The sequence below is a fragment of the Burkholderia sp. Tr-862 genome (assembly GCF_011753085.1).
In the GTDB taxonomy this organism is placed as follows: Bacteria; Pseudomonadota; Gammaproteobacteria; order Burkholderiales; family Burkholderiaceae; genus Burkholderia; species Burkholderia ambifaria.
On sequence record NZ_VWWG01000062.1, the window covers coordinates 1 to 24,597 of the forward strand.

At 66.7% G+C, this 24,597-nt stretch carries 23 protein-coding genes; 12 read left to right on the forward strand and 11 right to left on the reverse strand.

Going from position 1 to position 24,597, the window contains the following annotated elements; all coding sequences use genetic code 11:
- The coding region (locus tag F3J14_RS18155; protein WP_166724191.1) for a LysR family substrate-binding domain-containing protein at positions 1–686 on the forward strand (686 nt) is incomplete at its 5' end.
- Between the two features lie 35 nt (positions 687–721).
- On the opposite strand, the gene F3J14_RS18160 is transcribed toward F3J14_RS18155, so the two are convergent.
- On the reverse strand, positions 722–1,375 hold the full coding sequence (locus F3J14_RS18160; RefSeq protein WP_166724192.1) for a TetR/AcrR family transcriptional regulator: 654 nt from the start codon (positions 1,373–1,375) through the stop codon (positions 722–724).
- A gap of 148 nt (positions 1,376–1,523) precedes the next feature.
- Here F3J14_RS18160 and F3J14_RS18165 point away from each other — a divergent pair, with 148 nt between their 5' ends.
- Entirely contained in the window at positions 1,524–2,825 is a 1,302-nt protein-coding gene (locus F3J14_RS18165) for an NAD(P)/FAD-dependent oxidoreductase (protein ID WP_166724193.1), read from the forward strand.
- A 31-nt stretch (positions 2,826–2,856) separates the two neighbouring features.
- Positions 2,857–3,246 (forward strand): DUF3331 domain-containing protein, encoded by a 390-nt coding sequence (locus F3J14_RS18170; protein WP_166724194.1) that lies wholly within the window; start codon positions 2,857–2,859, stop codon positions 3,244–3,246.
- Here F3J14_RS18170 and F3J14_RS18175 read toward each other — a convergent pair.
- Positions 3,243–4,571 (reverse strand): dicarboxylate/amino acid:cation symporter, encoded by a 1,329-nt coding sequence (locus tag F3J14_RS18175; RefSeq protein ID WP_166724195.1) that lies wholly within the window; start codon positions 4,569–4,571, stop codon positions 3,243–3,245. The two genes, F3J14_RS18170 and F3J14_RS18175, sit on opposite strands and share 4 nt — an antisense overlap.
- Positions 4,572–4,747: 176 nt before the next feature.
- The gene (gene ggt, locus F3J14_RS18180) at positions 4,748–6,499 is read right to left on the reverse strand and encodes a gamma-glutamyltransferase (RefSeq protein ID WP_166724196.1); all 1,752 of its coding nucleotides are present in this window, start codon (positions 6,497–6,499) and stop codon (positions 4,748–4,750) included.
- 366 nt (positions 6,500–6,865) lie between these two features.
- Here ggt and F3J14_RS18185 point away from each other — a divergent pair, with 366 nt between their 5' ends.
- Positions 6,866–7,744, forward strand: a complete 879-nt coding sequence (locus F3J14_RS18185; protein ID WP_166724197.1) for a MurR/RpiR family transcriptional regulator — start codon at positions 6,866–6,868, stop codon at positions 7,742–7,744.
- A 165-nt stretch (positions 7,745–7,909) separates the two neighbouring features.
- Here F3J14_RS18185 and F3J14_RS18190 read toward each other — a convergent pair whose 3' ends face one another.
- Both F3J14_RS18190 and F3J14_RS18195 read right to left on the reverse strand, forming a co-directional pair.
- The gene (locus F3J14_RS18190) at positions 7,910–9,247 is read right to left on the reverse strand and encodes a nitrate/sulfonate/bicarbonate ABC transporter ATP-binding protein (protein ID WP_166724198.1); all 1,338 of its coding nucleotides are present in this window, start codon (positions 9,245–9,247) and stop codon (positions 7,910–7,912) included.
- A gap of 22 nt (positions 9,248–9,269) precedes the next feature.
- A complete protein-coding gene (locus F3J14_RS18195; protein WP_166724199.1) occupies positions 9,270–11,027 on the reverse strand; it encodes an ABC transporter permease subunit in 1,758 nt (585 codons plus the stop codon).
- A 500-nt stretch (positions 11,028–11,527) separates the two neighbouring features.
- Here F3J14_RS18195 and F3J14_RS18200 point away from each other — a divergent pair, with 500 nt between their 5' ends.
- Positions 11,528–11,794: a hypothetical protein gene (locus F3J14_RS18200; RefSeq protein WP_006755676.1), complete on the forward strand. Its 267-nt coding sequence runs from the start codon at positions 11,528–11,530 to the stop codon at positions 11,792–11,794.
- A 34-nt stretch (positions 11,795–11,828) separates the two neighbouring features.
- On the opposite strand, the gene F3J14_RS18205 is transcribed toward F3J14_RS18200, so the two are convergent.
- Complete coding sequence (locus F3J14_RS18205; protein ID WP_166724200.1) at positions 11,829–13,145, reverse strand: ATP-binding protein; 1,317 nt, start codon at positions 13,143–13,145, stop codon at positions 11,829–11,831.
- Complete coding sequence (locus tag F3J14_RS18210) at positions 13,129–13,854, reverse strand: response regulator (protein ID WP_012364426.1); 726 nt, start codon at positions 13,852–13,854, stop codon at positions 13,129–13,131. Before F3J14_RS18210 ends, F3J14_RS18205 begins: the two co-directional genes overlap by 17 nt.
- A 222-nt stretch (positions 13,855–14,076) precedes the next feature.
- Here F3J14_RS18210 and F3J14_RS18215 point away from each other — a divergent pair, with 222 nt between their 5' ends.
- On the forward strand, positions 14,077–14,628 hold the full coding sequence (locus F3J14_RS18215; protein ID WP_166724201.1) for a periplasmic heavy metal sensor: 552 nt from the start codon (positions 14,077–14,079) through the stop codon (positions 14,626–14,628).
- Positions 14,629–14,698: 70 nt separating this feature from the next.
- Here F3J14_RS18215 and F3J14_RS18220 read toward each other — a convergent pair whose 3' ends face one another.
- Positions 14,699–15,388 carry a pirin family protein gene (locus F3J14_RS18220; RefSeq protein ID WP_166724202.1) on the reverse strand — a complete coding sequence of 230 codons (690 nt, stop codon included), beginning with the start codon at positions 15,386–15,388 and terminating at the stop codon, positions 14,699–14,701.
- A gap of 365 nt (positions 15,389–15,753) precedes the next feature.
- Here F3J14_RS18220 and F3J14_RS18225 point away from each other — a divergent pair, with 365 nt between their 5' ends.
- From F3J14_RS18225 to F3J14_RS18240, 4 genes are all read left to right on the forward strand, one after another.
- Positions 15,754–16,530, forward strand: coding sequence for an ABC transporter substrate-binding protein (locus F3J14_RS18225; protein WP_166724203.1), 777 nt, complete (start codon positions 15,754–15,756; stop codon positions 16,528–16,530).
- Between the two features lie 229 nt (positions 16,531–16,759).
- Complete coding sequence (hisQ, locus tag F3J14_RS18230) at positions 16,760–17,449, forward strand: histidine ABC transporter permease HisQ (protein ID WP_006762401.1); 690 nt, start codon at positions 16,760–16,762, stop codon at positions 17,447–17,449.
- Positions 17,446–18,159, forward strand: a complete 714-nt coding sequence (locus tag F3J14_RS18235; protein ID WP_166724204.1) for an ABC transporter permease — start codon at positions 17,446–17,448, stop codon at positions 18,157–18,159. Before hisQ ends, F3J14_RS18235 begins: the two co-directional genes overlap by 4 nt.
- A gap of 16 nt (positions 18,160–18,175) precedes the next feature.
- Positions 18,176–18,955, forward strand: coding sequence for an ABC transporter ATP-binding protein (locus F3J14_RS18240; RefSeq protein WP_166724205.1), 780 nt, complete (start codon positions 18,176–18,178; stop codon positions 18,953–18,955).
- 55 nt (positions 18,956–19,010) lie between these two features.
- Here F3J14_RS18240 and F3J14_RS18245 read toward each other — a convergent pair whose 3' ends face one another.
- A complete protein-coding gene (locus F3J14_RS18245) occupies positions 19,011–19,508 on the reverse strand; it encodes a GNAT family N-acetyltransferase (RefSeq protein ID WP_166724206.1) in 498 nt (165 codons plus the stop codon).
- Between the two features lie 139 nt (positions 19,509–19,647).
- On the opposite strand from F3J14_RS18245, the gene F3J14_RS18250 reads away from it, so the two are divergent.
- Together F3J14_RS18250 and F3J14_RS18255 are read left to right on the forward strand one after the other, a co-directional pair.
- Complete coding sequence (locus tag F3J14_RS18250) at positions 19,648–20,574, forward strand: LysR family transcriptional regulator (protein ID WP_166724207.1); 927 nt, start codon at positions 19,648–19,650, stop codon at positions 20,572–20,574.
- A gap of 583 nt (positions 20,575–21,157) precedes the next feature.
- A complete protein-coding gene (locus F3J14_RS18255; protein ID WP_166724208.1) occupies positions 21,158–22,243 on the forward strand; it encodes a porin in 1,086 nt (361 codons plus the stop codon).
- Positions 22,244–22,401: 158 nt separating this feature from the next.
- On the opposite strand, the gene F3J14_RS18260 is transcribed toward F3J14_RS18255, so the two are convergent.
- Both F3J14_RS18260 and F3J14_RS18265 read right to left on the reverse strand, forming a co-directional pair.
- A complete protein-coding gene (locus tag F3J14_RS18260) occupies positions 22,402–22,740 on the reverse strand; it encodes a P-II family nitrogen regulator (protein ID WP_006398637.1) in 339 nt (112 codons plus the stop codon).
- A gap of 83 nt (positions 22,741–22,823) precedes the next feature.
- Positions 22,824–24,554 (reverse strand): NAD+ synthase, encoded by a 1,731-nt coding sequence (locus tag F3J14_RS18265; RefSeq protein WP_166724209.1) that lies wholly within the window; start codon positions 24,552–24,554, stop codon positions 22,824–22,826.
- Positions 24,555–24,597: the final 43 nt, after the last annotated feature.

A 24,597-nucleotide genomic window follows, 5' to 3' on the forward strand; every position in this document is an offset into this window, starting at 1 on the left:
CCGAGCGCGCGGTGGCCGTGGCGCGACGCGCCGGCGCCGGCCTGGGCGGCACGCTGCGGCTGCGGTTCGTCGACAGCACGGTCAACGCACTGCTGCCGCTGATCCTCCGCGCGTTCCAGGAACGGCATCCGGACGTCGATTTCCAGCTGGAAGAAGGCACGACCGCCGAGCAGGTGCTCGCGCTGCGGCAGGACCGCACGGATGTCGGCCTCGTCGTGCTGCCGGTGGCCGATGCCGGCGACGTGCACATCGAGCCGCTGCTGCGCGACCGGATGGTCGCCGCGCTGCCCGACGGCCACCGGCTCGCGCGCCGCCGCCGCATTGCGCTGGCCGAGCTAGCGGACGAACCGTGGGTGCTGTTTGCCGCGCATCACGGGCCCGGCATGCATGCGCGGATCGTGACGGCGTGCGCGCAGGCCGGCTTCGCACCGCGGGTGGTCCAGCAGCCGCGCCAGATGCAGACGACGGCCGGACTCGTCGCGGGCGGCATCGGTGTCGCGCTGATGCCGCGCCTGTTCGTGCCGATGCAGCCGCAAGGCATTACGTTCTGCGAACTGACCGGCGCGGGCAGCCCGCTCGCGTACGAACTGGCGATCGCGTACCGGACGCCGTCGCCGCTCGTCGACGCGCTGCGCGACACCGCGCGGCACGCGGTTGGCACGCTGGGGCTGGTGGCTGCGACGTGACGGCGACGTGATCGCGCGCGTCGCGCGCACGGCGCTCAGTCGAGCAGGAAGTTGAGCGCGACGTCGAGCACGGCCTGCCGGAACGCATCCTGCCGCGTGGGCAACGACGTGAACTCCAGAATCAGGTGGCTATACGACACCGTCGTGCCGATCGCGCTCGCGATCATGAAGAACAGCACATCGGGATCGACCGGGCGGATCGCGCCGGCGTCGACAGCCTCCGCCAGCAGCGGAAACATTGCGTCGTGATACGGCCGCACGATCCGCTCCCGCAGCCGGTCGAGCCGCGCGCCCTCCTCGGTCGCCGCGGTCGAGAAGAACATGCCGATATCCGGCTCGTTGAATTCGTGATCGACGGACAGCTCGATCGCGCGCCGCACGCGCTCGCGCTGCGGCAATGACGACGTGCGCAGCGCGCGCAACGCATCGAACATCGGCTCGGCCAGCTCGGCGATCTGCTCGACGACCGCCAGCCACAGCGTTTCCTTCGTGCCGAAATGATGGGCGATCAGCGCCGCGTCGATACCCAGCTCGCGCGCGACTTCGCGCACGCTCGTCGCATCGTAGCCGCGCTTCGCGAACGTGCGGCGCGCTGCCCGCAATATCACGTCCGGACCGACGGACGCGTCCGCCAGCGGCCGCCCGCGCGTGCGCCGCTTCGATGGCGCGCACTCAGTGACTTCAGCCACGTTTTCCTGCTCCTGTTGATTGATTCGAATGCCCGTGTTCGTGCCCCGGTTTCGCGTCGCCGGAGCCGGGCCGCCCGCCCCGCTCCGTTGACACGCGAAGCCGGGAAGCGCTAGGATCATACCTTATTCATCACGTGATGATTTATCCATGACAACCCTTACTTCCCCTACCCGCATCGTCATCGTCGGCGGCGGAATCGCCGGCTTGCAGCTCGCGACCCGCCTCGGCGAACGCCTCGGCCGTAGCGGGCGCGCGCAGGTCACGATCGTCGACCGCAGCCCGACCCACGTGTGGAAGCCGATGCTGCACACGATTGCGGCCGGCACGCGCGACGTGCAGCAACAGCAGGTGATCTTCCTCGCCCACGCGCGCGACCACGGCTACACGTACCAGCCCGGCGAACTGAAGGGGCTCGATCGCGCGCGCCGCCGCGTGCAGCTCGGCGAGATCCGCTCGCCGGACGGCGAACTCCTGCTCGACGCGCGCGAGCTCGAATACGACGTGCTGATCCTCGCGCTCGGCAGCCAGGCCAACGATTTCGGCGTGCCGGGCGTGCGCGAGCACTGCTACTTCATCGACAGCCAGCAGCAGGCCGAAACCTTCAACGAAGCACTGCGGATGCGCGTGTTCCGCAGCATCGCGCGCGACGAGCCGTTTCGCGTCGCGATCGTCGGTGCGGGCGCGACGGGCGTGGAGCTGGCAGCGGAGCTGAGTCGGCTGCTGGAAGTCGCGCAGGCGTATGGCGATGCGACGGTGCGCGAGCGGCTGCAGCTGACGCTGCTCGAAAGCGGCCCGCGCATCCTCGCCGCGTTTCCGCCGAGGATTTCCGCGTCCGCGCAGCGCCGGCTCGAACAGATCGGCATTCACGTGCTGACGTCGACGCGCGTCACGTCGGCCGACGCGAACGGCTTCCACTATGGAGACGGTTCGTTTGCCGAAGCGGATTTGATGGTGTGGGCGGCCGGCGTGAAGGCGTCCGATTTCATGCAGGCGCTGGGCGGGCTCGATACGAACCGCGCGAACCAGATCATGGTCGGACCCACGTTGCAGGCCACGGCCGACGAACACGTGTTCGCGATCGGCGATTGCGCGAGCCTGCAACCCGACGGCCACGAGCGGCCGCTGCCGCCGACCGCGCAGGTCGCGACCCAGCAGGCCGAGCATCTCGCGAAACACCTGCCCGCGTGGCTCGACGGCAAGCCGTTGCCGCCGTTCGCGTTCCACGATTTCGGCGCGCTCGTGTCGATCAGCGACTACGACGCATTCGGCACGCTCGGGCAATTCGGGTTCTTCCGCGGCGGCTTCATCCAGGGGCGTTTCGCCCAGTTCAGCCATCTGATGCTGTACCGGCGGCACCAGCAGGCGCTGCACGGGTTCTCCAAGGCGACACTGCTGTGGATCGCCGAACGGATCAACGGCTGCGTGCAGCCACGCATCCGCCTGTCTTGATACATTGCGTAACGTTTCGAGGAAAGCAGACATGAGCAACAGTGCAGCCGCCTGGCTCAGGACCGTCGCCGCGATCGGCAGCTTCGACATGCCGTCCGTCTCATGGGCCGCGCCGCGCCGGCGCAGCGTCACGCGCGACCGCTTGCCGTCGTGGGACGCGACGAGCCAGCCGACCATCAGCGTGCTCGAGCGGCCCACCCCCGACACCGTGATGATTTCGTGGCGCGACGCGTGCACCGGCCACTACGGTTATCAGAAGTGGCGGCTGTTCACGACGCGCAAGCGCGGCGTCTGCGCGCTGTCGGGGCGGCCGATCGCGCCCGGCGACAGCGTCTATGCGCCACAACTGCTCGGTTCGACGCCGGGCAACGCCGCCGCGATGGTGCTGGCGGCGTCCCTCGACGAGGCGTGCGCCGCTTAAGCGGACGTCGCCCGACCGGCGCCATAGGCCGGATCGCCGTTCTGCCGTTCCAGTTCCGCATCGAGATGCGCGGCATGCGCCTTCGCTTCGGACTCCGACATCAGCTCGCCTTCCCACTTCGCGACCACCGCGCTGGCGATCGAGTTGCCCACCGCATTGGTGGCCGAGCGCCCCATGTCGAGGAACGTGTCGACGCCGAGAATCAGCAGCAGCCCCGCTTCCGGAATGTCGAACTGGTGCAGCGTCGCCGCGATCACGACGAGCGATGCGCGCGGCACGCCGGCCATCCCCTTCGACGTGAGCATCAGCACCAGCAGCATCGTGATCTGCGTGCCGAGCGACAGATGAATGTTGTACGCCTGCGCGATGAACAGCGACGCGAACGTGCAGTACATCATCGAGCCGTCGAGGTTGAACGAATAGCCCATCGGCATCACGAAGCTCGAAATCTTGCGCCGCACGCCGAACCGGTCGAGCGCGTCGAGGATCTTCGGGTACGCGGCTTCGGAACTGGCGGTCGCGAACGACAGCATGAACGCTTCCTTGATCAGCGCCAGCAGCTTGAACACCCGACGGCCGAGGAACAGCAGGCCGGCGGCCACGAGCGTGCTCCACAGCAGGAACAGGCTCACGTAGAAGTCGCCCATGAACACCGCGAACTTCAGCAGGATCGACAGCCCGTTGATCGCGACGGTCGACGCCATCGCGGCCAGCACCGCGAGCGGCGCGAGCTTCATTACGTAGCCGGTGATCTTCAGCATCACGTGCGCCAGCTGGTCGATCGCGGCCACGAGGATCTTGCCGCGCTCGCCGAGCGCCGACAGCGCGACGCCGAAGAACATCGAGAACACGACGATCTGCAGGATCTCGTTGTTCGCCATCGCCTCGGCGATCGACTTCGGCACCATGTGACTGACGAAATCCTTCAGCGTGAACTTGGACGTCGCGAGATGCGCGGATGCGCCGACGTCGGGCAGCGGCAGGCCGAGGTTTTCCCCGGGGTGCAGCAGGTTCGCCATCAGCAGCCCGAGCAGCAGCGAAATCAGCGATGCGGTGACGAACCAGCCGAACGCCTTCACGAACACGCGCCCCACCGACGATGCGTCGCCCATGTGCGCGATGCCGACGACGAGCGTCGAGAACACGAGCGGGCCGATCACCATCTTGATCAGCCGCAGGAACACGTCGGACACGAGCGAGATGTAGCCGGCGATTTCCGTCGCGGACTGCTTGTCCGGAAACTGCGTGTAGATCATGTAGCCGATGAAGATGCCGGCCGCCATTGCAAGCAGGATCCAGACTGCCGCAGACATTCGTTTGTTCATAACGGTACTCGACGCACGGTGCAGGAATGGAAGAAAAACGCCGCGCCGATGCCGTGCCACGGTGCGCGTTGCGGGCCGGTCGTGCGCCCTGTCGCTGCTCCGGCGCTCGCGCGATGGCGAACGCCGGTTGCAACGGTTCAATGTGATGCGATCAAACCGGATCGGTCAGTACCCGATCAGTATCCGATCGCCGACCCGGCCGGGCGGCGCGGATCGTTGACGCCGTAGATGTAGCCGACGCGCACGTTGCCGGAGACCGACGAGTCGTTACCGGAACTCTGGCGGCTCGCCGCTTCGGTGCCGGGCAGGCCGACCATGATCAGCTCGGCGGCGCCCCACGGCGTCTGCTCGACCATCTTGTAGCCCATCTTGTGCAGGATCGCGAGCGTGTCGGGCGACAGGCCGCGGGTCTCGTAGTAGACCTCGTCCGGCAGCCATTGATGATGGACGCGCGGCGCACCGACCGCATCCTGCGGCGTCATCCCGTAGTCGATCACGTTCAGCACGGTCTGCAGCGTGATCGTGATGATGCGCGAGCCGCCCGGCGAACCGACCACCATGAACACCTTGCCGTCCTTCTTCACGATCGTCGGCGCCATCGACGACAGCGGGCGCTTGCCCGGTGCGATCGAGTTACGCGTGCCCTGCACGAGGCCGAACAGGTTCTGCGCGCCGACCTTCACGGTGAAGTCGTCCATCTCGTCGTTCAGGAAGAAACCCGTGCCCGGCGCGATCACCACGGCGCCGAAGCGGCCGTTGACGGTGTACGTCGTCGACACCGCATTGCCGTCGTGGTCGATGATCGAATAGTGGGTCGTCTCCGGCTTCTCGTGCACGCCGACGCCCGGCTGCACGTCGACCGACGCCGTCGCCATCTCGCCGCTGATCTGCTTGCGGATCTCGGCCGCGTACTGCTTGCTCGTCAGCTTCGCGACGGGATTGTCGATGAAGTTCGGGTCGCCCAGCAGCGTGTTGCGATCCTCGTATGCATGGCGCATCGCCTCGGTCATGTAGTGGACCACCGACGCCGACTGATAGCCCATCTTGCGCAGGTCATAGCCTTCGAGGACGTTCAGCGTCTCGCACATCGTCACGCCGCCCGAGCTCGGCGGCGGCGCCGACACGAACTCGTAGCCGCGATACGTACAGGTCAGCGGCGCGACGTCCTGCGCGCGATACGACGCGAAATCGGCTGCCGTGATCAGGCCGCCGCCGCGCTTTGCGGCCGCTTCGACGATCTTCGGGATCTCGCCGTGATAGAACGCCTCGGGGCCCTGCTCCGCGATGCGCTCGAGCGTGCGTGCCAGGTCCTTCTGCACCAGGCGGTCGCCCGGCTGCAGCGGCGTGCCGTCCGGACGCAGGAAGATGCGCGCGGCTTCCGGATCCTTCTTGAAGCGCTCGATCGTCGTGTCGAGGATGTCCGTGTCGCCGCGCGTCAGCACGAAGCCGTCGCGCGCGAGCCGGATCGCCGGCTCCATCACCTGCTTGCGCGTCAGCTTGCCGTACTTGCGCTGCGCGAGGTCGAGACCCGCGACCGTGCCCGGCACGCCGACCGCGCGATAGCCGTACAGGCTGTCGTCCGGAATGACGTTGCCTTTCGCATCGAGATACATGTTCGCCGATGCCGCGGCCGGCGCCGTCTCGCGGAAGTTGATGAACCGGTCGCGGCCGTCGGCCAGGTGCACGGTCATGAAGCCGCCGCCGCCGATGTTGCCGCAGCACGGATTGGTCACCGCCTGCGCGTAGCCGACCGCCACGGCGGCGTCCACCGCGTTGCCGCCTTTCTTCAGGATGTCGACGCCGATCTGCGACGCGAAATGCTGCGACGACACGACCATGCCGTTCTTCGCTTCCACAGCGGGTTCCGAAGCGGCGAGCGCGCACGCGCTCATGGCCGACAACAGGGTGAGTACTACGAGCCGCCTCATGACGGAATCCTCCAGACGAATAACCGGGCCATGCCGTGATGCGCGACCGGCCCCGAGGGCTGGTCAACGCTACTGATCCGGCATGTAATGAACAGTACATTCCAGCGAGGCCGCGATCATATCACCGGGATTTTTATTCAAAAACCTAGGGTTATCACTGAACTATTCCGCTATATCTGACGGGTTCGCCGTCGCTTTGAATGTTTGTTTTATTACACATGTGAATGATTGAAGGTTGTGCGATGCGTCCCTCTAATCTCCAGTCTCATACGGCCCGCGGGCCGTCGATCGGCTAACATGCATGGAGTCGCCGGCAGACACATGTCTGCCGTTTGTCATTCAGATACGAGCAAGCCGGAGTGCCCGATGGGGACAAGCATCAGGGCGTTGCTGCTATCCCAGATGGATAGCTTCACGCCGTCGGAACAGAAGGTCGCGCATGCGCTGCTGGATCGCTATCCGAGCCTCGGTCTCGGGCCGATCGCGAGCTTTGCGAAGCAAGCCGAAGTCAGCGATCCGACCGTGTTTCGCTTCGTCGTGCGGATCGGCTTTCCGAACTACTCGTCGTTCCAGCAGGCGTTGCACGACGAGATCGACACCGCGATGAATTCGCCGCTCGCGCGGATGGACGCGTTCCACTCGGAATCGGGGATGCGCGACAGTAATTCGGCGATCTTCCAGCGGCTCTCGCAAGCGCTCGCCACGACGATCGAGGAGCTCGACGCGGCGGCGTTCGACGAAGCGGTGACGCTGCTGGCCGATCCGGATCTCCGCGTGTTCTGCGGCGGCGGGCGTTACACCGCGCCGCTCGCGTCGCTGTTTTCCTTCACGCTCGCGTATGCGCGCCCGCATGTGCAGTATGTCGAGCCGAACGTGAACCTCGCGTCGGTCACGCTAACGGACATGGGGCCCGCCGACGTGCTGGTCATTTTCGATTTTCGCCGCTATCAGAAGGACAGCATCCGGTTCGCGCAGGCTGCGCACCGGCTCGGCGTCAGGGTGTTGCTGATTACAGACGAATGGCGCTCGCCGATCAGCGCGTTCGCCGAGATCGTGCTGCGGATCCAGGGACGCCCGTTCGCGATGCTGCAGACGAACGTGCCCGCGCTCGCGCTCGCCGAAGCGCTGGTGATCGGCGTGACGAACCGGCTTCCCGAACTGGCGCGGCAGCGGATGGAGAAGATCGAGCGGCTGAGTACGGGTGGGGTCGAGCGGGATGCGAATCAGTGGGATTTGCCGGAGTAACGGTCGATCGTCATTCGGGCATGAGCTTTCAGCTATTGACGTCGTCGGGCTTGCGACTGCGTGGGCAATTTCATCGGCAGCGCTGCCGGCAGTGCGGCAGGCTCCGACGTTAATGCGACATCGATGGCAGATAAATGTCGACCCGTATGGGTCTACCTGCAGACTTCAAGACTCCACATCCTCAAGACTGAACACCTCCGTCTTGTCGTTATACGAAAAGACTTCGCCGTAACGCCCCCAGTCGATCACCGCGTCGAGCGTTTCCTCGGCCGCGCCGTCCGACAGGAAATCCTCCAGCTCCTGCTCGAAGCGCACGCGCGGCGCACGATGGCCCGGGCGCTCGTTCAGCACCTTCTTGATCCGCGCGGCGAGCGGCACGTGCTTGAGCAGGTGATCCGCGAACATCAGCTTGCGCTCCTGCGTGCCGAATTCCGCGAACACCCGCCCCGGCGGCGTCAGGAACACGTCCCCTTCCCGCACGTCGGCGAAACCGAGGTACTGCAGCACTTCGGCGATCGGGAACAGGTCGTCCACTTCCAGGTGCAGCGTGCGCGCGATTTCCGGCATGTCCGCGCGGCCGTGGTACGGCGCCATCGCGAGCGTCTCGATCAGGCCGGCCATCAGGTTGGTCGACACCTGCGGCAGCCAGCTGCCGAGCTCCAGCCCCTTCTTCGTCGCCTCACCGGTCTGGCGCGCGGTCATCTTCGCGTAGATATCGTCGACCAGCTTGCGGAACGCCGGGTCGAGCCGGTTGCGCGGATGTTTGAACGGCACCTTGATCTCGGCGATCACGCGCCCCGGGTTCGACGACAGCACGAGGATCCGGTCGCACATGAACACCGCTTCCTCGATGTTGTGCGTGACGATCAGCACCGACTTGATCGGCATCCGGCCTTGCGTCCACAGATCCAGCAGGTCGGTACGCAGCGTTTCGGCCGTCAGCACGTCGAGCGCGGAAAACGGCTCGTCCATCAGCAGGATCGTCGGATCGACGACGAGCGCGCGCGCGAAGCCCACGCGCTGGCGCATGCCGCCCGACAGCTCGCGCGGGTACGCGTTCTCGAAGCCGTCGAGACCGATCAGGTCGATCGCGGCGAGCGCGCGTTCGCGCCGCTCGCGTGCGCCGACGCCGAGCGCTTCCAGCCCGGCTTCCACGTTCTGCAGCACGGTCAGCCACGGAAACAGCGCGAAGGTCTGGAACACCATCGCGACGCCTTCGGCCGGGCCGCGCAGCGGCTTGCCGAGATAGGTCACTTCACCACCGGTCGGTTCGATAAGCCCGGCGATGATACGCAGCAGCGTCGACTTGCCCGACCCGGAACGGCCGAGCAATCCGACGATCTCGCCTTCGCGCAGCGACAGGTTCGCATCGTCGAGCACGAGCAGTTCGCCCTGCGTCTTGTTGAAGCCGCGGCAAACGTGATCGACACGCAGGATTTCCTCGCCGAGGCGCGGCGGCTGGGACGTCTGGACGGGGGCGTTTACAGCATTCGGATTGTGCATCGCGTTTCGCTCTCAATCGGTCTCAGTCGAGCCGCAGCTTCGCTTCGGCGAAGGCATACAGCGGGCGCCACAGCAGGCGGTTGAACAGTGTAACGAACAGGGACATCACGGCGATGCCCAGGATGATCTTCGGAAAGTCGCCGGCGGCGGTGGTCTGCGCGATATACGCGCCGAGGCCGTGCGCCTCGATCTTGGTCGTGCCCCACTGCACCGCTTCCGACACGATGCTCGCGTTCCACGCGCCGCCCGACGCGGTGATCGCGCCGGTCACGTAGTACGGGAAGATGCCGGGCAGGATCGCCTGGCGCCACCACTGCCAGCCGCGGATCCGGAAGTTCGTCGCCGCTTCGCGATAGTCGTTCGGATAGGACGTCGCGCCGGCAATCACGTTGAACAGGATATACCACTGCGTGCCGAGCACGATCAGCGGCGACAGCCAGATGTCGGGGTTCAGGTGGAAGCGCGCGATCACGATCACGAACACCGGGAACAGCAGGTTGGCCGGGAACGCGGCGAGGAACTGCGCGAGCGGCTGCAGCTTCTCCGCCAGCCGCGGACGCAGCCCGATCAGCACGCCGATCGGCACCCAGATCACGGACGCGATCGTGATCAGCACGACCACGCGCAGCAGCGTGATGAGCCCGAGCACCAGCACGTGGCCGACGTCGGCCATCGTGACGCCGGTCGCGACGAAGCTGACGACGCGCCACACGATATAGGCGGTGCCGATCAGCACGAAACCCGACCACGCGATGTCGACCGTGCGCGACGCCTTCTTCTCTACTTTCGGCAGCGTGAAGCGCATCGTGCCCGACAGCGGCAGGCGCAGCGGAATCCGCGCGGCCTTCGCGAAGAACCAGCCGGCCGGCACGAGCAGCTGATGGATCAGGCGCGTGCGGCGCACGAGGTCGAGCAGCCAGGATTGCGGCGCATCGCCCGACGCGGTGTTCTCCATCCGGAACTTGTCGGCCCACGCGATCAGCGGACGGAACAGGAACTGGTCGTACGCGAGGATCACGACCGTCATCGTGAGGATCACCCAGCCGATCGCGCCGAAGTTCTTGTCCGAGATCGCCTGCGCGAGATACGCGCCGATGCCCGGCAGCGTGATCGTCTGGTTGCCGACGGTGATCGCCTCCGACGCGACGACGAAGAACCAGCCGCCCGACATCGACATCATCATGTTCCAGATCAGCCCGGGCATCGAGAACGGCACCTCGAGCTTCCAGAAGCGCTGCCACGACGTCAGGTGGAAGCCGCGCGACACTTCGTCGAGGTCGCGCGGGACCGTGCGCAGCGACTGGTAGAAGCTGAACGTCATGTTCCATGCCTGGCTCGTGAAGATCGCGAAGATCGCCGCGAGCTCGGCGCCGAGCACCCGGCTCGGGAACAGCGCGAGGAAGAACGTGACCGTAAACGAGATGAAGCCGAGCACCGGCACCGACTGCAGGATGTCGAGGATCGGGATCAGCACCATCCCCGCGCGGCGGCTTTTCGCGGCGAGCGTACCGTAGACCAGCGTGAACACGAGCGACGCGACCATCGCGGCGAGCATCCGCAGCGTCGTGCGCAACGCGTATTCGGGCAGGTTCGACGGATCGAGCGAGATCTTCTGGGTCTGAAGGGTCCCGATCGGCGCCATCGTTTCATGAAAGCCGACGACCGCCATCGCGATCAGGCAGATGATCAGCGGGAATGCGATGAAGTCCCACCGGTTCGGCAGAACGCGCCAAGCGGACGCGTTGGCGGTCCGGTTCGGATTGAAGAATCCGACGTCCATCAGGCGCCCTCCCCGGTAAGGCCGAACGAAGCCGGCAGACGATGTTGATTCATGGCAAAGCGCACGGGCGCGGTAATTCGACGCGGTAATTCGATTGATTCACGATCTCACGCCGGCGCGACGCGCCGTGCGTGCAAGCTGCGCCCCGGCGCGGCGAGTCGGCCGCGACGGCACGACACTACACCAACCTGTATTTCAGGTACAACCGTCCGGGGCCAGTGTGGCGCCGCGCGACGCGTGGGCGGTGCGTGGATCGTGCCCGGCGCGCGGGCAGACGGCGGGCGCGAGGGGCAGAGCAGCCCGGCCGCAGTCGTTCGGCCGGCGTGCAGGCCCCGAATTATGCCGTGATCCGGGCCGGCCGGGAACCCGCCAGCCGCACACGGGCGCAAACCATGCCGGACGTCAGCGGACGATCGCGGCGAAGGGGTATGATCGGGGCTAGCCCCTGGGGTGTGCCGACCCATGGCCCCGGGGATTGACCGACCAGCTGGAGGAAGGGAATGGCAGGAAATTTGGTGATCGTCTGCCGCGATCAGGACGCCGAGGCGTTCTACGAGCTGATGCAGGAATACGGGTCGTTCCAGACCCGGCTGTCGTCGACGGCGTGGTACCTGAACATGAACGTCGTGCCGGAATCACTGCAGGAGGAAATCCTGGAGCGCCTCGGCCGCTATACGACCGTCTATATCTTCGAGGCCACGAGCGTGACCTACAACACCATCGACAGCAACGCCGCCGAGACGCTCGGCACGCTGTTCGGCGAATGATGCCGCGCGGCGCCTGCCCGGCAGGCGCCGCTTCTTACGCAGCCTGTGCGTGAAGTTCGTCCTTCGGCACCACGTCGAACGGGAACGTCATCGCCACGCGCAGGCCGCCCTCGGGACGGTTGCTGATCTCGCACGTCCCGCCCAGCCTCAGCACGAGCCGCTCGACGATCGCGAGCCCCAGCCCGCTGTGGCCGTTCCCGCCGCGCGCGGGGTCGAGCCGCACGAACGGCCGCGTCGCGGCCGCCAGGTCGCGCGGCGCAATCCCGCCGCCGCTGTCGCTGACCGACAGGACATAACCCGTCGGCGTACGCGCCGTCTCGACCAGCACGGGCGGCGCGCCGTACGCATGTGCATTGTCCAGCAGGTTCGACAGGATCCGATCGAGCGTCGCGGTCGGCAGGCGGAAGCCCGCGTCGGCCGTGAGATGCGTCTGGACCGCCGGCGCGTTCGGTGCGACCGCGCGATAGCTGCGCGCGATCCGCTCGCAGGTCTGGTCGACCGGCACGGGCTCGCTGCGGTCCGCCCCGCCGTGCGCGAACGCGAGGAACTGGTCGACGATGTGCGACATCGAGTCGACATCGCGCACGACGCCATCGCGCAGCCGCGCGTCGTCCATCATTTCAGCGCGCAGGCGCATCCGCGCGAGCGGCGTGCGCAGGTCGTGCGCGACACCGGCCAGCATCACCGCGCGGTCGCTGTCGGCCTGCGAGACCTGTTCCACCATCTGGTTGAAGCCGCGCGTGAGCTGCCGCAGCTCGCGCGGGCCACGCTCGCGCAGCGGCGGCACCGGCTGGCCGCGGCCAAAGCGCGCGACCGCGCGCGCCAGCGAGCGCAGCGGCTGCTGCAGCTGCCAGGCCGCGAACAGCGCGGCGATCACGCCGGCCGAGAAGATCGTGCCGAGCCACAGCAGCATCCGATCGAGCGAGCGCGGCGGCCGCAGCGGCTGCACCGGCACCACGATCCAGTTAGGGTCGGTCGGCTCCTTCACCCACAGCACCGGCGGATGACCCGGCGCGCCGATCTCGACCTGGGTGCCGTGCGGCATCCGCTCGCTCACGTCATCGCGGAAGCGCTTGAGCGGCGCCGGCAGGTTCGTGTCGGCCCCCTTCGGCACGTCGGGACTGTCCGGCGACACGAGCCGCACCCGCGACGGCAGCGGCTGATCGGGCGTGCGCTCGACGTGCTGGCGCACCGCGTCGACCAGGAACGCGGCCTCCTCGACCGCGTAGCGCGTCTGCATCTGGCTGCGCTCGATGCGCATCGCGAAGAACCACGCGAAGTGCGACAGGAGCAGCACGCCGATGACCAGCAGCGCCAGCCGCCCGAACAGTGAATCAATGGGCTTGCGCATGGGCCTCGCCGTCGGGCACGAACACGTAGCCGCGCCCGCGGACCGTCTGGATGAAGCGCGGCGCCGACGGATCCGTTTCCAGGATGCGGCGCAGGCGCCATACCTGGACGTCGATGCCGCGGTCGGTGCCGTCGTACTCGGGCCCGTGCAGCAGCTCGAGCAGCCGCTCGCGCGTGAGCGTGCGCAGCGCATGGTTCACGAAGATCTTCAGCAGCGCGAATTCGCTGCTCGACAGCGTCGCCGGCTTGCCGTCGACCGACAGCGTGCGCGCCTGGAAATCGAGCACGAAGCGGCCGAACGCGAACGGCTCGCGCTGCTCGGGCGCCGCCGCCGACGGCGTCGCGCGGCGGCGGCGCAGCACGGCCTGCACGCGCGCGAGCAGCTCGCGCGGGTTGAACGGCTTGCCGAGATAGTCGTCCGCGCCGAGTTCGAGCCCGACGATGCGGTCGACGTCGTCCGCGCGCGCGGTCAGCATGATCACGGGGATGTCGTCGCCGGCCGCGCGCAACTGGCGCAGCGCGGTCAGGCCGTCCACGCCCGGCATCATCAGGTCCAGCACGATCAGGTCGGGCCGCTCGCGCTCGAGGCGCTTCTCGAGCGTCGCCGCGTCGTGCAGCACGGACACTTCCATCCCCTGGCGCACGAGATAGTCGCGCAGCAGGTCTCGGAGTTCTTGGTCGTCGTCGACGATGAGGATCTGGGTAGTCATGGCTTGAAGTTTACCGCGCGAGTGCGGAGTCGAAGAACGAAACAAAGGGACGAAAGGGTTACTGCGGGTTACGGCGCAAGGGAACTGTAATGCGCCGTAACCCGCCAGCCACCCCGCGTAACACCGGCCGGGACCCGCGCCGCTAACCTGCGTCTTACCGGATGCGGACACGAATCACCGCGCACCGCATCGCCGGACCCTTTGATACAAGGAGTTTCTGAAATGTATAAGAAGACTTCCCGCGTGGCCATTGCGGCCGCCACCGTGCTCGCTCTCGCATTCGGCACCGCGCATGCCGCGCAACCCAACGACATGCCGCCGCCGGGCGCCCCCGGCATGCACCAGATGCATGGCGGCCATGACGGCGGCCCGTTCGGCGTGATCATGAAGCTGCACGACCAGCTAAAGCTCAACGCGTCGCAGGAACAGCAGTGGCAGACGGCCGTCAACACCATGAAGCAGAACCATGAAGCGATGCGCAAGAGCCACGAGCAGATGCGCGAGCAATTCAAGGCGCAGCAGAATCAGCCGATCCTCGACCTGAGCGCGATGCACGCCGCCCGCCAGCAGGCCGAGCAGCAGAATGCGCAACTGCGCGAGCAGAGCTCGGCCGCGTGGCTCGCCTTCTACAACGGGCTGAACGACCAGCAGAAAACCACCGTCAGCACGGCGCTCAAGCAGCAGTTCGCACGGATGGAGCAGCGCCACGAGAAGATGAAGGAACGCTGGCAGCAGCATGGCGCGGCCAAGGGCGCGTCGGCGCCCGCGCAGTAAGCCGGCAGGCCGCCTCCCGAGCGGCACCGCGGGGGACGCGGGCGCTCAGCGCCGCGTCCCCTGTTTCATTTCAGGCGACGTCGAACAGCAGCACCTCGGCTGCCCGGCCGCGGGCGAACGCGACCGTGTCCACACCGGCGATCCGCGCGCCGTCGCCCTCGGCCAGCGCGTGGCCGTTGACCTCCACGTCGCCGCGCGCCACGTGCACGTAGGTGCTGCGCCCGGCCGGCACGCCGAAAGCCGTCTCCTCGTCGCCATCGATCAGCCCCGCGAAGATCCGCGCGTCCGCACGGACCGACAATGCGCCGTCGGGCGACGCGACGAGCCGCAGCCGGCCGCGCTTCTCGTCGTCGGCAAAGCGCCGCTGCGCATAACCGGGCCGTCCGCCCCGCTCGGCCGGCTGCAGCCAGATCTGCAACAGATGCAGCGGCCGGTCGCACCACGCATTGGTTTCGCTGTGCATGAGCCCCGTGCCGGCGCTCATCCGCTGGATGCCGCCCGCCCGCACGATCGCGCCGTTGCCGAGGCTGTCGCGATGCGCGAGCGCGCCGTCCAGCACGTAGGTGACGATCTCGAGGTCACGGCGCGGCTGCATTCCGAAGCCGCGCGTCGGGGCGATCCGGTCCTCGCTCAGCAAGCGCAGCGCGCCGAACGGCGGATGTGTGGCCCCGGCGTGGCCGGCGACCGGGAAGCTGCTGCTCGATTCGAGCCAGCCTTGACGCGTGTGGCAACGGTCGGCGGCGCGGCGGATCTGGAACATGGGGCGGGCACTCCGGCAGGCGGCTGTTCTTTTCGGGTTTACCTGTACTGTAGGCTCGCCCCTATCCGGCCACAATCCACCGCCCGCGCACCGCATCGTTGCGCTCACGAATCCAATGGGCGCAATACTCGTCGCGAATACCACGATTGCCGCAACAGCCGATTCGAAGAATCGATCGGTCGCGCCGGATTGCCGTTTTCCGGGTATCGCGTTCGGGTAAAATACCGCCCTTTTGGCGTTCGCCCGTCCGGCGAGCGCCGTTGCCAGCGCGCCGAAACACGAATTTTGGCCGTCTAGAATACGCCGCGGCGCCCGGCCCGACCGGCCGCGAGCGCCCCCCGGAAGTGAGCGACAAAAGGATGGAAATGAAGAAGGCCGCCCTGTGCGCCGCCCTCGCCCTCGTGGCGAGCGGCGCCTTCGCGAAAGAGTGGAAGACCGTGCGGATCGGTGTCGATGCCAGCTACCCGCCGTTCGAGTCGACCGCGCCGAGCGGCGAGATCGTCGGTTTCGACGTCGATCTCACCAAGGAAATCTGCAAGCGGATCAACGTGAAGTGCGTGTGGGTCGCGCAGGATCTCGACGGGATCATCCCCGCGCTGAAGGCGAAGAAGTACGACGTCGTCGTGTCGTCGCTGACCGTCACGGACAAGCGCCGCGAGCAGATCGACTTCTCCGACAAGGTGTACGACGCACCGGCACGCATGATCGCGAAGGCCGGCTCGCCGCTGCTGCCGACGGTCGCGTCGCTCAAGGGCAAGCACGTCGGCGTCGAGCAGGGCTCGACGCAGGAAACCTACGCGAAGGCGTACTGGGAACCGCAGGGCGTGACGGTCATTCCTTACCAGAACCAGGACCAGGTCTATGCCGATCTCGGCTCGGGCCGCCTCGACGCGACGCTGCAGGATGAACTGCAGGCCGACTACGGTTTCCTGCGCACGCCGCGCGGCAAAGGCTTCGCGTTCGCCGGGCCGGAAGTGAAGGATCCGAAGACGATCGGCGACGGCACCGCGATCGGCCTGCGCAAGGAAGACACGGACCTGAAGCTCAAAATCAACAAGGCGCTGGCCGACATGCACAAGGACGGCACGTACGACCGGCTGTCGCACAAGTATTTCTCGTTCAGCGTCTACTCGGCTCGCTGAGCGCCGACAATGACGGGAAGCGGATGCGGGGGCGGCCCCGCGTCCGGCAGTACACGCAGTCAACCACGCGCCGCCCGCCCCCTTGCCCGCCGCTCGCGCGACGGGCGGGCCCGGCACCGTTGCCGGGGCGGACGGTCATGATACGCACGGGGCGTTCCGCGCAGCTTGGCGGGCGCGTATTTCGCGGCGCACCGCATGCGCCCTCAGGGACCACACCAGGGACCACTCTATGTTTCTACAAGGTTACGGCCCGCTGATCCTCGCAGGCACCTGGCAAACCGTCAAACTGGCGGTGCTGTCGCTCGCGTTGTCGTTCCTGCTGGGCCTGCTCGGCGCGGGCGCGAAGCTGTCGCGCAACCGCGTGACGAACGGCATCGGCACCGTCTACACGACGCTGATCCGCGGCGTACCCGATCTCGTGCTGATGCTGCTGCTGTTCTACAGCCTGCAGATCTGGCTGAACTCCGCGACCGACGCGCTCGGCTGGGACCAGATCGACATCGACCCGTTCCTCGCCGGCGTGCTCGTGCTCGGCTTCATCTACGGCGCGTACTTCACCGAGACCTTCCGCGGCGCCTTCCTGTCGGTGCCGCGCGGCCAGCTCGAGGCCGGCAGCGCGTACGGGATGACCAACTGGCAGGTGTTCGCGCGAATCATGTTCCCGCAGATGATGCGCTTCGCGCTGCCGGGCATCGGCAACAACTGGCAGGTGCTCGTGAAGTCGACCGCGCTGGTATCGATCATCGGCCTCGCGGACGTCGTCAAGGCGTCGCAGGACGCCGGCAAGGGCACGCTGCGGTTCTTCTTCTTCACGCTGATCGCCGGTGCGGTGTACCTCGCCATCACGACGATCTCGAACTTCGTGCTGATGTGGCTCGAAAAGCGCTACTCGACCGGTGTCCGCAAGGCTGACCTATGATCGAACTCATCCAAGAATACTGGCGCAACTACCTCTATACCGACGGCTTCCGGATCACCGGCGTCGCGATCACGCTGTGGCTGCTCGTCGTGTCGATCGGCCTGGGCTTCTGCCTGTCGGTGCCGCTCGCGGTGGCCCGCGTGTCGAAGAGGAAGTGGCTGTCGCGCGCCGTGTGGCTCTACACGTACGTGTTCCGCGGCACGCCGCTCTACGTGCAGCTGCTGCTCTGCTACACCGGCCTCTACAGCCTGCAGTTCGTGCGCGGCACGCCGCTGCTCGATTCGTTCTTCCGCGACGGGATGCACTGCACGCTGCTCGCGTTCACGCTGAACACCTGCGCGTACACCACCGAGATCTTCGCGGGCGCGATCAAGGCGACCTCGTACGGCGAGATCGAAGCCGCGCGCGCATACGGGATGTCCACCTTCACGATGTATCGCCGCGTGATCCTGCCGTCCGCGCTGCGCCGCGCGCTGCCGCTCTACAGCAACGAAGTGATCCTGATGCTGCACGCGACCACCGTTGCGTTTACCGCGACCGTGCCGGACATCCTGAAGATCGCCCGCGACGTGAACTCGGCGACCTACATGTCGTTCCATGCATTCGGCATCGCCGCCCTGCTCTATCTCGTGATCTCGTTCATGCTCGTGTGGCTGTTCCGCCAGGCCGAGCGTCGCTGGCTCGCGTATCTGCGCCCGCAAGGCAAGTAAGTTTTCGCAGGACTATATGAATTCCCAGACTCAGAAGCTTTTCGTCGACGATCTGCACAAGCGGTACGGCGACAACGAGGTGCTCAAGGGCGTATCGCTGAAGGCGAACTCGGGCGACGTGATCAGCGTGATCGGCTCGTCCGGCTCCGGCAAGAGCACGATGCTGCGCTGTATCAACTTCCTCGAACAGCCGAACGCGGGCCGCATCGTCGTCGACGGCGAGGAAGTGCGCACCACCGCCGACAAGACGGGCGCGCTGCGCGCGGCCGATTCGAAACAGCTGCAACGCGTGCGCACCAAGCTGTCGATGGTGTTCCAGCACTTCAATCTCTGGTCGCACATGAACGTGATCGAGAACGTGATGGAAGCGCCCGTCAACGTGCTCGGCATCCCGAAGAAGGAAGCCGAGGATCGCGCCCGCGCGTATCTCGAGAAGGTCGGTCTCGCGCCGCGCGTCGAGAAGCAGTATCCGTCACACCTGTCGGGCGGCCAGCAGCAGCGCGTCGCGATCGCGCGCGCGCTCGCGATGCATCCCGACGTGATGCTGTTCGACGAGCCGACGTCGGCGCTCGACCCGGAACTCGTCGGCGAAGTGCTGAAGGTGATGCAGAAGCTCGCCGAGGAAGGCCGCACGATGATCGTCGTCACGCACGAGATGGGCTTCGCGCGCAACGTGTCGAATCACGTGATGTTCCTGCACCAGGGGCGCGTCGAGGAAGAAGGCGTGCCGTCCGAGGTGTTCGCGAATCCGAAGAGCGAGCGCCTGCGCGGGTTCCTGTCGGGCAGCCTCAAGTAACGCGCGCGTCGCGGTACGACACACGAGCGGGCGCCAGGCGGCGCCCGTTTCGCGTTTACGCGGCGTCCACCGGCGCGCCGTCCGCGAACGCGCGCAGCGCATCGCCCGCGAGCCGGTAGCGCACCCATTCGCTCTGCGGCGCCGCGCCGACGCTTTCGTAGAAGCGGATCGCCGGCTCGTTCCAGTCGAGCACGCTCCATTCGAACCGCCCGCAGCCGGTGTCCACGGCGATGCGCGCGAGCGCCTTCAGCAGCCGCAGCCCGGCGCCCGCGCCGCGAAAGCGCGGCGATACGTACAGATCCTCGAGATACAGCCCCTGGCGGCCGAGCCACGTCGAATACGAGAAGAAATACACGGCGAAGCCGGCCGGCTCGCCGTCGACCTCGCAGATCAGCGCACGCGCGGGCAAGCCTTCGCCGAACAGGCTGCGCTCGAGCGACGCGGGCGTCGCGACCACTTCATGCTCCGCCTTCTCGTAGATGGCCAGCTCGGTGATGAAACGCAGGATTTGCGGGACGTCGGTGACGGTGGCGCAACGGATGTCGATTTGCACGGCTGGGAGCCCTCCTTCGGCCCGGACGGGAAACGGAATGCAGCGTCGCCCGCGCAAATGCGCGTGGCGTCGGTCAGATCCACATGCTACGTTCCCGGCTCAACTGCAGGAAGTGCAGTTTCTTCATCCGGACATGAACATGATGCATCCCAATCTGCACCGTCTCGACCTGAACCTGCTGCTCGCGTTCGACGCGCTGTACCGCCACCGGTCGGTGGCCGCGGCCGCGCACGAACTGGCGATGAGCCCGTCCGCGCTGAGTCACGCGCTCGCGCGGCTGCGCGACGCGATCGGCGACGCACTGTTCGTGCGGCTCGGCAACGAGATGCAGCCGACCGTGCGCGCCGACGACATCGCCACCTGGGCCGGCGACGCGCTCGACACGATGTCGAAGGGGCTCGCCCGCGCGCGCCGCTTCGATCCCGCGCAAAGCGACCGCACGTTCGTGTTCGCCGCGAGCGACTACACGGCGTTCGCCGTGCTGCCGGCCTTGCTCGCGCGCATCGAGCGGGTCGCGCCGCGGCTGCGGATCCGCGTCGTCCATTCCGAGCGCAAGATTTCGATCGACGAGCTCGCGGCCGGCCGCATCGATTTCGCGCTCGGCTATCACGAGGAGTCGGCCGCCGACTCGCCGGGCATCGAGGATTTCGACTGGTTCTCGGACGACTACGTGGTGATCGCGAGCGCCGCGCATCCCGATATCCGCCGGCGGCTGACGCTGGACCAGTATCTCGCGGCACGCCACGTGGTCGTCACGCCGTGGAACGAGTCGCGCGGCGTCGTCGACTACGTGCTCGACCGGCTCGGCCTCGCGCGGCAGGTCGCCGTGCAGCTGCCGAGCGTGCTGGCCGCACCGTTCGCGATCGCGGAATCGACGCTGCTGATGACGGTGCCGAACCGCGCCGCGCAGGCGCTGCGCCAGGCGGCGCCGATCCGCATCTTCCCCGCGCCGTTCGAGATCCCGCGCTACACGGTGAAGGTCTACTCGCATGCGAAGCACGCACGCACCGATGCGCACCGATGGATCCGCGCGCAACTGCTCGCTGCACGACCGGCGCAGGGTTGAGCCGGGCGCGCTTGCCCGGCGGTCGAGGGCCCATGCCGCACGAGCGTTTCAGCGTCGTTTCAGGCGCGGCCCGGCGTCGGTAGGCCACGCCTGATTTATTACGAAATACTTACCAATTTCGCTTCTCCGACGCTTACGCTCGCGCCCCGGCAACGTCAATAGTGGCAATCCTTGACCCATCATCGCCGAATCCGTGTCTCCCTTGTCGGACAAGGGTTTCCGGGAACCGTCGGGCCTGTGGGCTGCCGCCGTGCACTCTGTTGCATGGCAAATTGGCGACACGTGTTAGTCAAACAACGATTTCCATCGCCACAAAATTGTATTTTTGCTAAATTAGTAACCAAAGTAGCAAAACGAAGTTCGTGAAATGTAGTTTAGCTTCACGACACAACAAGGAGACCCCGCAAGCCGACCCGGCCGCGCGGGACCGCTCAACGGTTTTTCCGTCCGCTTGCCCGCGTGCCGCGCTTACCGGCCCTGCACGAGGTCTCCCTGGTTATCCCGCTTTTCGCTTTTGCCCGACGCTCGCAGCGCCGGGCATCTCGTGCAGTCTGGGTTGACTTTTTGACAGGGTATGGAGGAGATGATGAAGAAAGCTTTGGTCGCGGCCGCGCTGATGGCTGCTGGGGTGGTTACGGCGCACGCGCAGAGCAGCGTCACGCTGTACGGTCGCCTGGATGCCGGCCTTGAGTACCTGAACGGCCTGCAGAACGGCCACCAAGTGCGCGCGGAAAGCGGCGACTGGGGCACGAGCCTGTGGGGCTTGAAGGGTAGCGAGGACATCGGCGGCGGCAACAAGGTCCTGTTCCACCTCGAAGGCGCGTTCAACACGATGAACGGCGGGCTCGGCACGAGCGGCTCGATCTGGGATCGTTTCGCGACCGTCGGCATCTCCAACGACCGCTACGGTACGCTGCTGCTGGGTCGCGAACTCGCGATCGCGAACGGCGTGTGGGACTTCGATCCGCTGGGCCAGTCGAGCTGGTCGTCGGCATCGCTCGTGCGCGGCCGCAACTGGAACAAGACCAGCAACAACGTGTCGTACCAGTCGCCGCAGTTCTACGGCCTCGACTTCTACGGCCAGTTCGCATTCTCGAACTCGACCAGCTTCAACGGCAACACGACGGCCGGTCAGCCGGGCCGTGCGGCCGGTGCGCAGGTCACGTACACGAACTCGCTGTTCCAGTTGCGCGGCATCTACGACGAAACGCGCGACAGCAACGGCCGCTTCTCCGACGTGTTCAACTACTCGCGTGAATACTTCGCGGGCCTGAACGTGTTCCTCGGCCAGTTCAAGCTGCAAGCGGCTTATCAGTCGTCGCACGCGGACGGCAGTGGCGGCCCGGCCGTCAACAACGGCATCACCGGCACCCAGCAGGTCTGGGGCGGCGTGACGTGGCAAGCCACGCCGGCAGCTGCGCTGATCGCAGCCGTGTACCACGTGAATGCGAACCACGGCGGCGGCAACGCGAACATCTACACGGTCGGCGGTTCGTACAACATCTCGAAGCGCACGCTGTTCGACCTGCAGGTCGCGACGGTGCGCAACAGCTCGACGGCCAACTTCGGCCTGAACGCGAACGGTGCGGGCACCGCCGTATCGACGGGCAACCCGCATCCGGGCGGCAGCCAGACCGGCGTCTACGCCGGCATCCAGCACCTGTTCTGATCAGGCGCCGTCCAGAGAACGATTCGACAACACTTTCCACGCTGCTGCGAGAGGCGCGTATCGGTGCGGTACCCACCCGGGTATCGCACCGTTTTTTATTGGCGGGCCGGAATCGTGCGATCCGCGGCCTGATCGACCTGATCGGCCGAGTGCGGCGCTCAGACCGCCGCTTCGTTCTCTTCGCCGGTGCGGATGCGGATCACGCGCTCGACGTCCGACACGAAGATCTTGCCGTCGCCGATCTTGCCCGTGCGCGCCGCGCCGATGACCGCGTCGATCACCTGGTCGACCTGCGCTTCCGCGACGACCACCTCGATCTTCATCTTCGGCAGGAAGTCGACGACGTATTCGGCGCCCCGATACAGTTCGGTGTGCCCCTTCTGGCGGCCGAAGCCCTTCACTTCCGTCACGGTCAGCCCCGTGAGGCCGACTTCGGCGAGCGCTTCGCGGACTTCGTCCAGCTTGAACGGCTTGATGATGGCGGTGATGCGTTTCATGATGGTTGTCCCTCAATGCTCGTTTGGATGCACAATCGCGATCCCGATTGTAAGCCGGCCGGCCGCGTACGGCCCAGCACCGCTCAGTCGAGACGTTCGGTAAAGCGTGACGTGATCGGATAGCGCCAGTCGCGCCCGAACGCGCGATGCGTGACGCGAATGCCGATCGGCGCCTGGCGGCGCTTGTATTCGTTGATCTTGATGAGCCGCGCCACGCGCGCGACGTCGGCCTCCGCATAACCGGCCGCGACGATCTCCGCGAGCGGACGGTCCTCCTCCATGTACATCCGCATGATCGCGTCGAGCACGTCGTACGGCGGCAGGCTGTCCTGGTCCGTCTGGTTCTCGCGCAGCTCGGCCGACGGCGCGCGCGTGAGGATCCGCTCGGGGATCACGTCGCGCTGCCCGTAGTCGGCGGTCGCGTTGCGATAGCGGCACAACTGGTAGACCAGCGTTTTCGCGATGTCCTTGATCACCGCGAAGCCGCCGGCCATGTCGCCGTACAGCGTGCAGTAGCCGACCGCCATCTCGCTCTTGTTGCCGGTCGTCAGCACGATCGAGCCGAACTTGTTCGACAGCGCCATCAGCAGCGTGCCGCGGATGCGCGCCTGAATGTTCTCTTCCGTCGCGTCCTCCGCGCGGCCCGCGAATTCGTCCGCGAGCGCCGCCCGGAACGCGTCGAACATCGGCGCGATCGCGATCTCCTCGTAGCGCACGCCGACGCGCCGCGCCATCTCCGCGGCGTCGGTGGTCGAGATGTCGGCCGTGTAGCGCGACGGCATCATCACCGCGCGCACGCGCTCGGGCCCGAGCGCGTCGCATGCGACCGCGAGCACCAGCGCCGAGTCGACGCCGCCCGACAGCCCGATCAGCACGCCGGGAAAGCCGTTCTTGCCGATGTAGTCGCGCACGCCGGTCACGAGCGCGCGATAGACCTGCGCGTCGACCGGCAGCGCGGGTGCGACCGCGCCGGGCAGCGGGCGTGCACCGTCGAATTCGACGATCGCGTGCCCTTCGTCGAACTGCGGCATCTTCGCGACGAGCGCACCGTGCGCGTCGAGCACGAACGAGCCGCCGTCGAACACGAGCTCGTCCTGGCCGCCGACGAGGTTCACGTACACCATCGGCAGCCCGGTCTCGCGGATCCGCGCGCGCAGGATGTCGATGCGCAGCGCCTCCTTGTTCATGTGGTATGGCGAACCGTTCGGGATCAGCAGCACCTGCGCGCCGGCGGCCTTCGCGATCTGCGCGGCCGACGCATGCCATGCGTCCTCGCAGATGATCACGCCGAATTTGACGCCGTTCAGCTCGAACACGAGCGGTTCGGCGTCGGTCGCGAAATAGCGCTTCTCGTCGAACACGTCGGCGTTCGGCAGATCCTGCTTGCGGTAGGTGCCGGCGATCTCGCCGCCGACGATCAGCGACACCGCGTTGTAGGTATCGGCCGGCGGCACGCCGCGCTCGATCGGGCGGTTTGCATTACCATCGACGGCTGGCGCGCGTGCATCGTCGCCAAGATCCCTGCCCGGTCCCCTGCCCGGACCGCGCAACGGATGACCGACCAGCACCGCGAGCCCGTCGAACGGGCGCAGCGCGTCGGCAAGCGCGTCGAGCGCGGCAGCGGCCGCCGCGTAGAACGCGGGCCGCAGCAGCAGGTCTTCCGGCGGATAGCCGGACAGCGCGAGCTCGGGTGCGACCATCAGCTGCGCACCAACGTTGTGCGCGGCGCGGGCGGCCGCGACGATCCGCGCGACGTTGCCGGCGAAATCGCCGACGGTGACGTTGATCTGGGCGAGAGCGAGTCGGGTCTTCATGACGGGATCGGCGCAGCCCGGCGGCGCGCCCTGAACGGCTGAC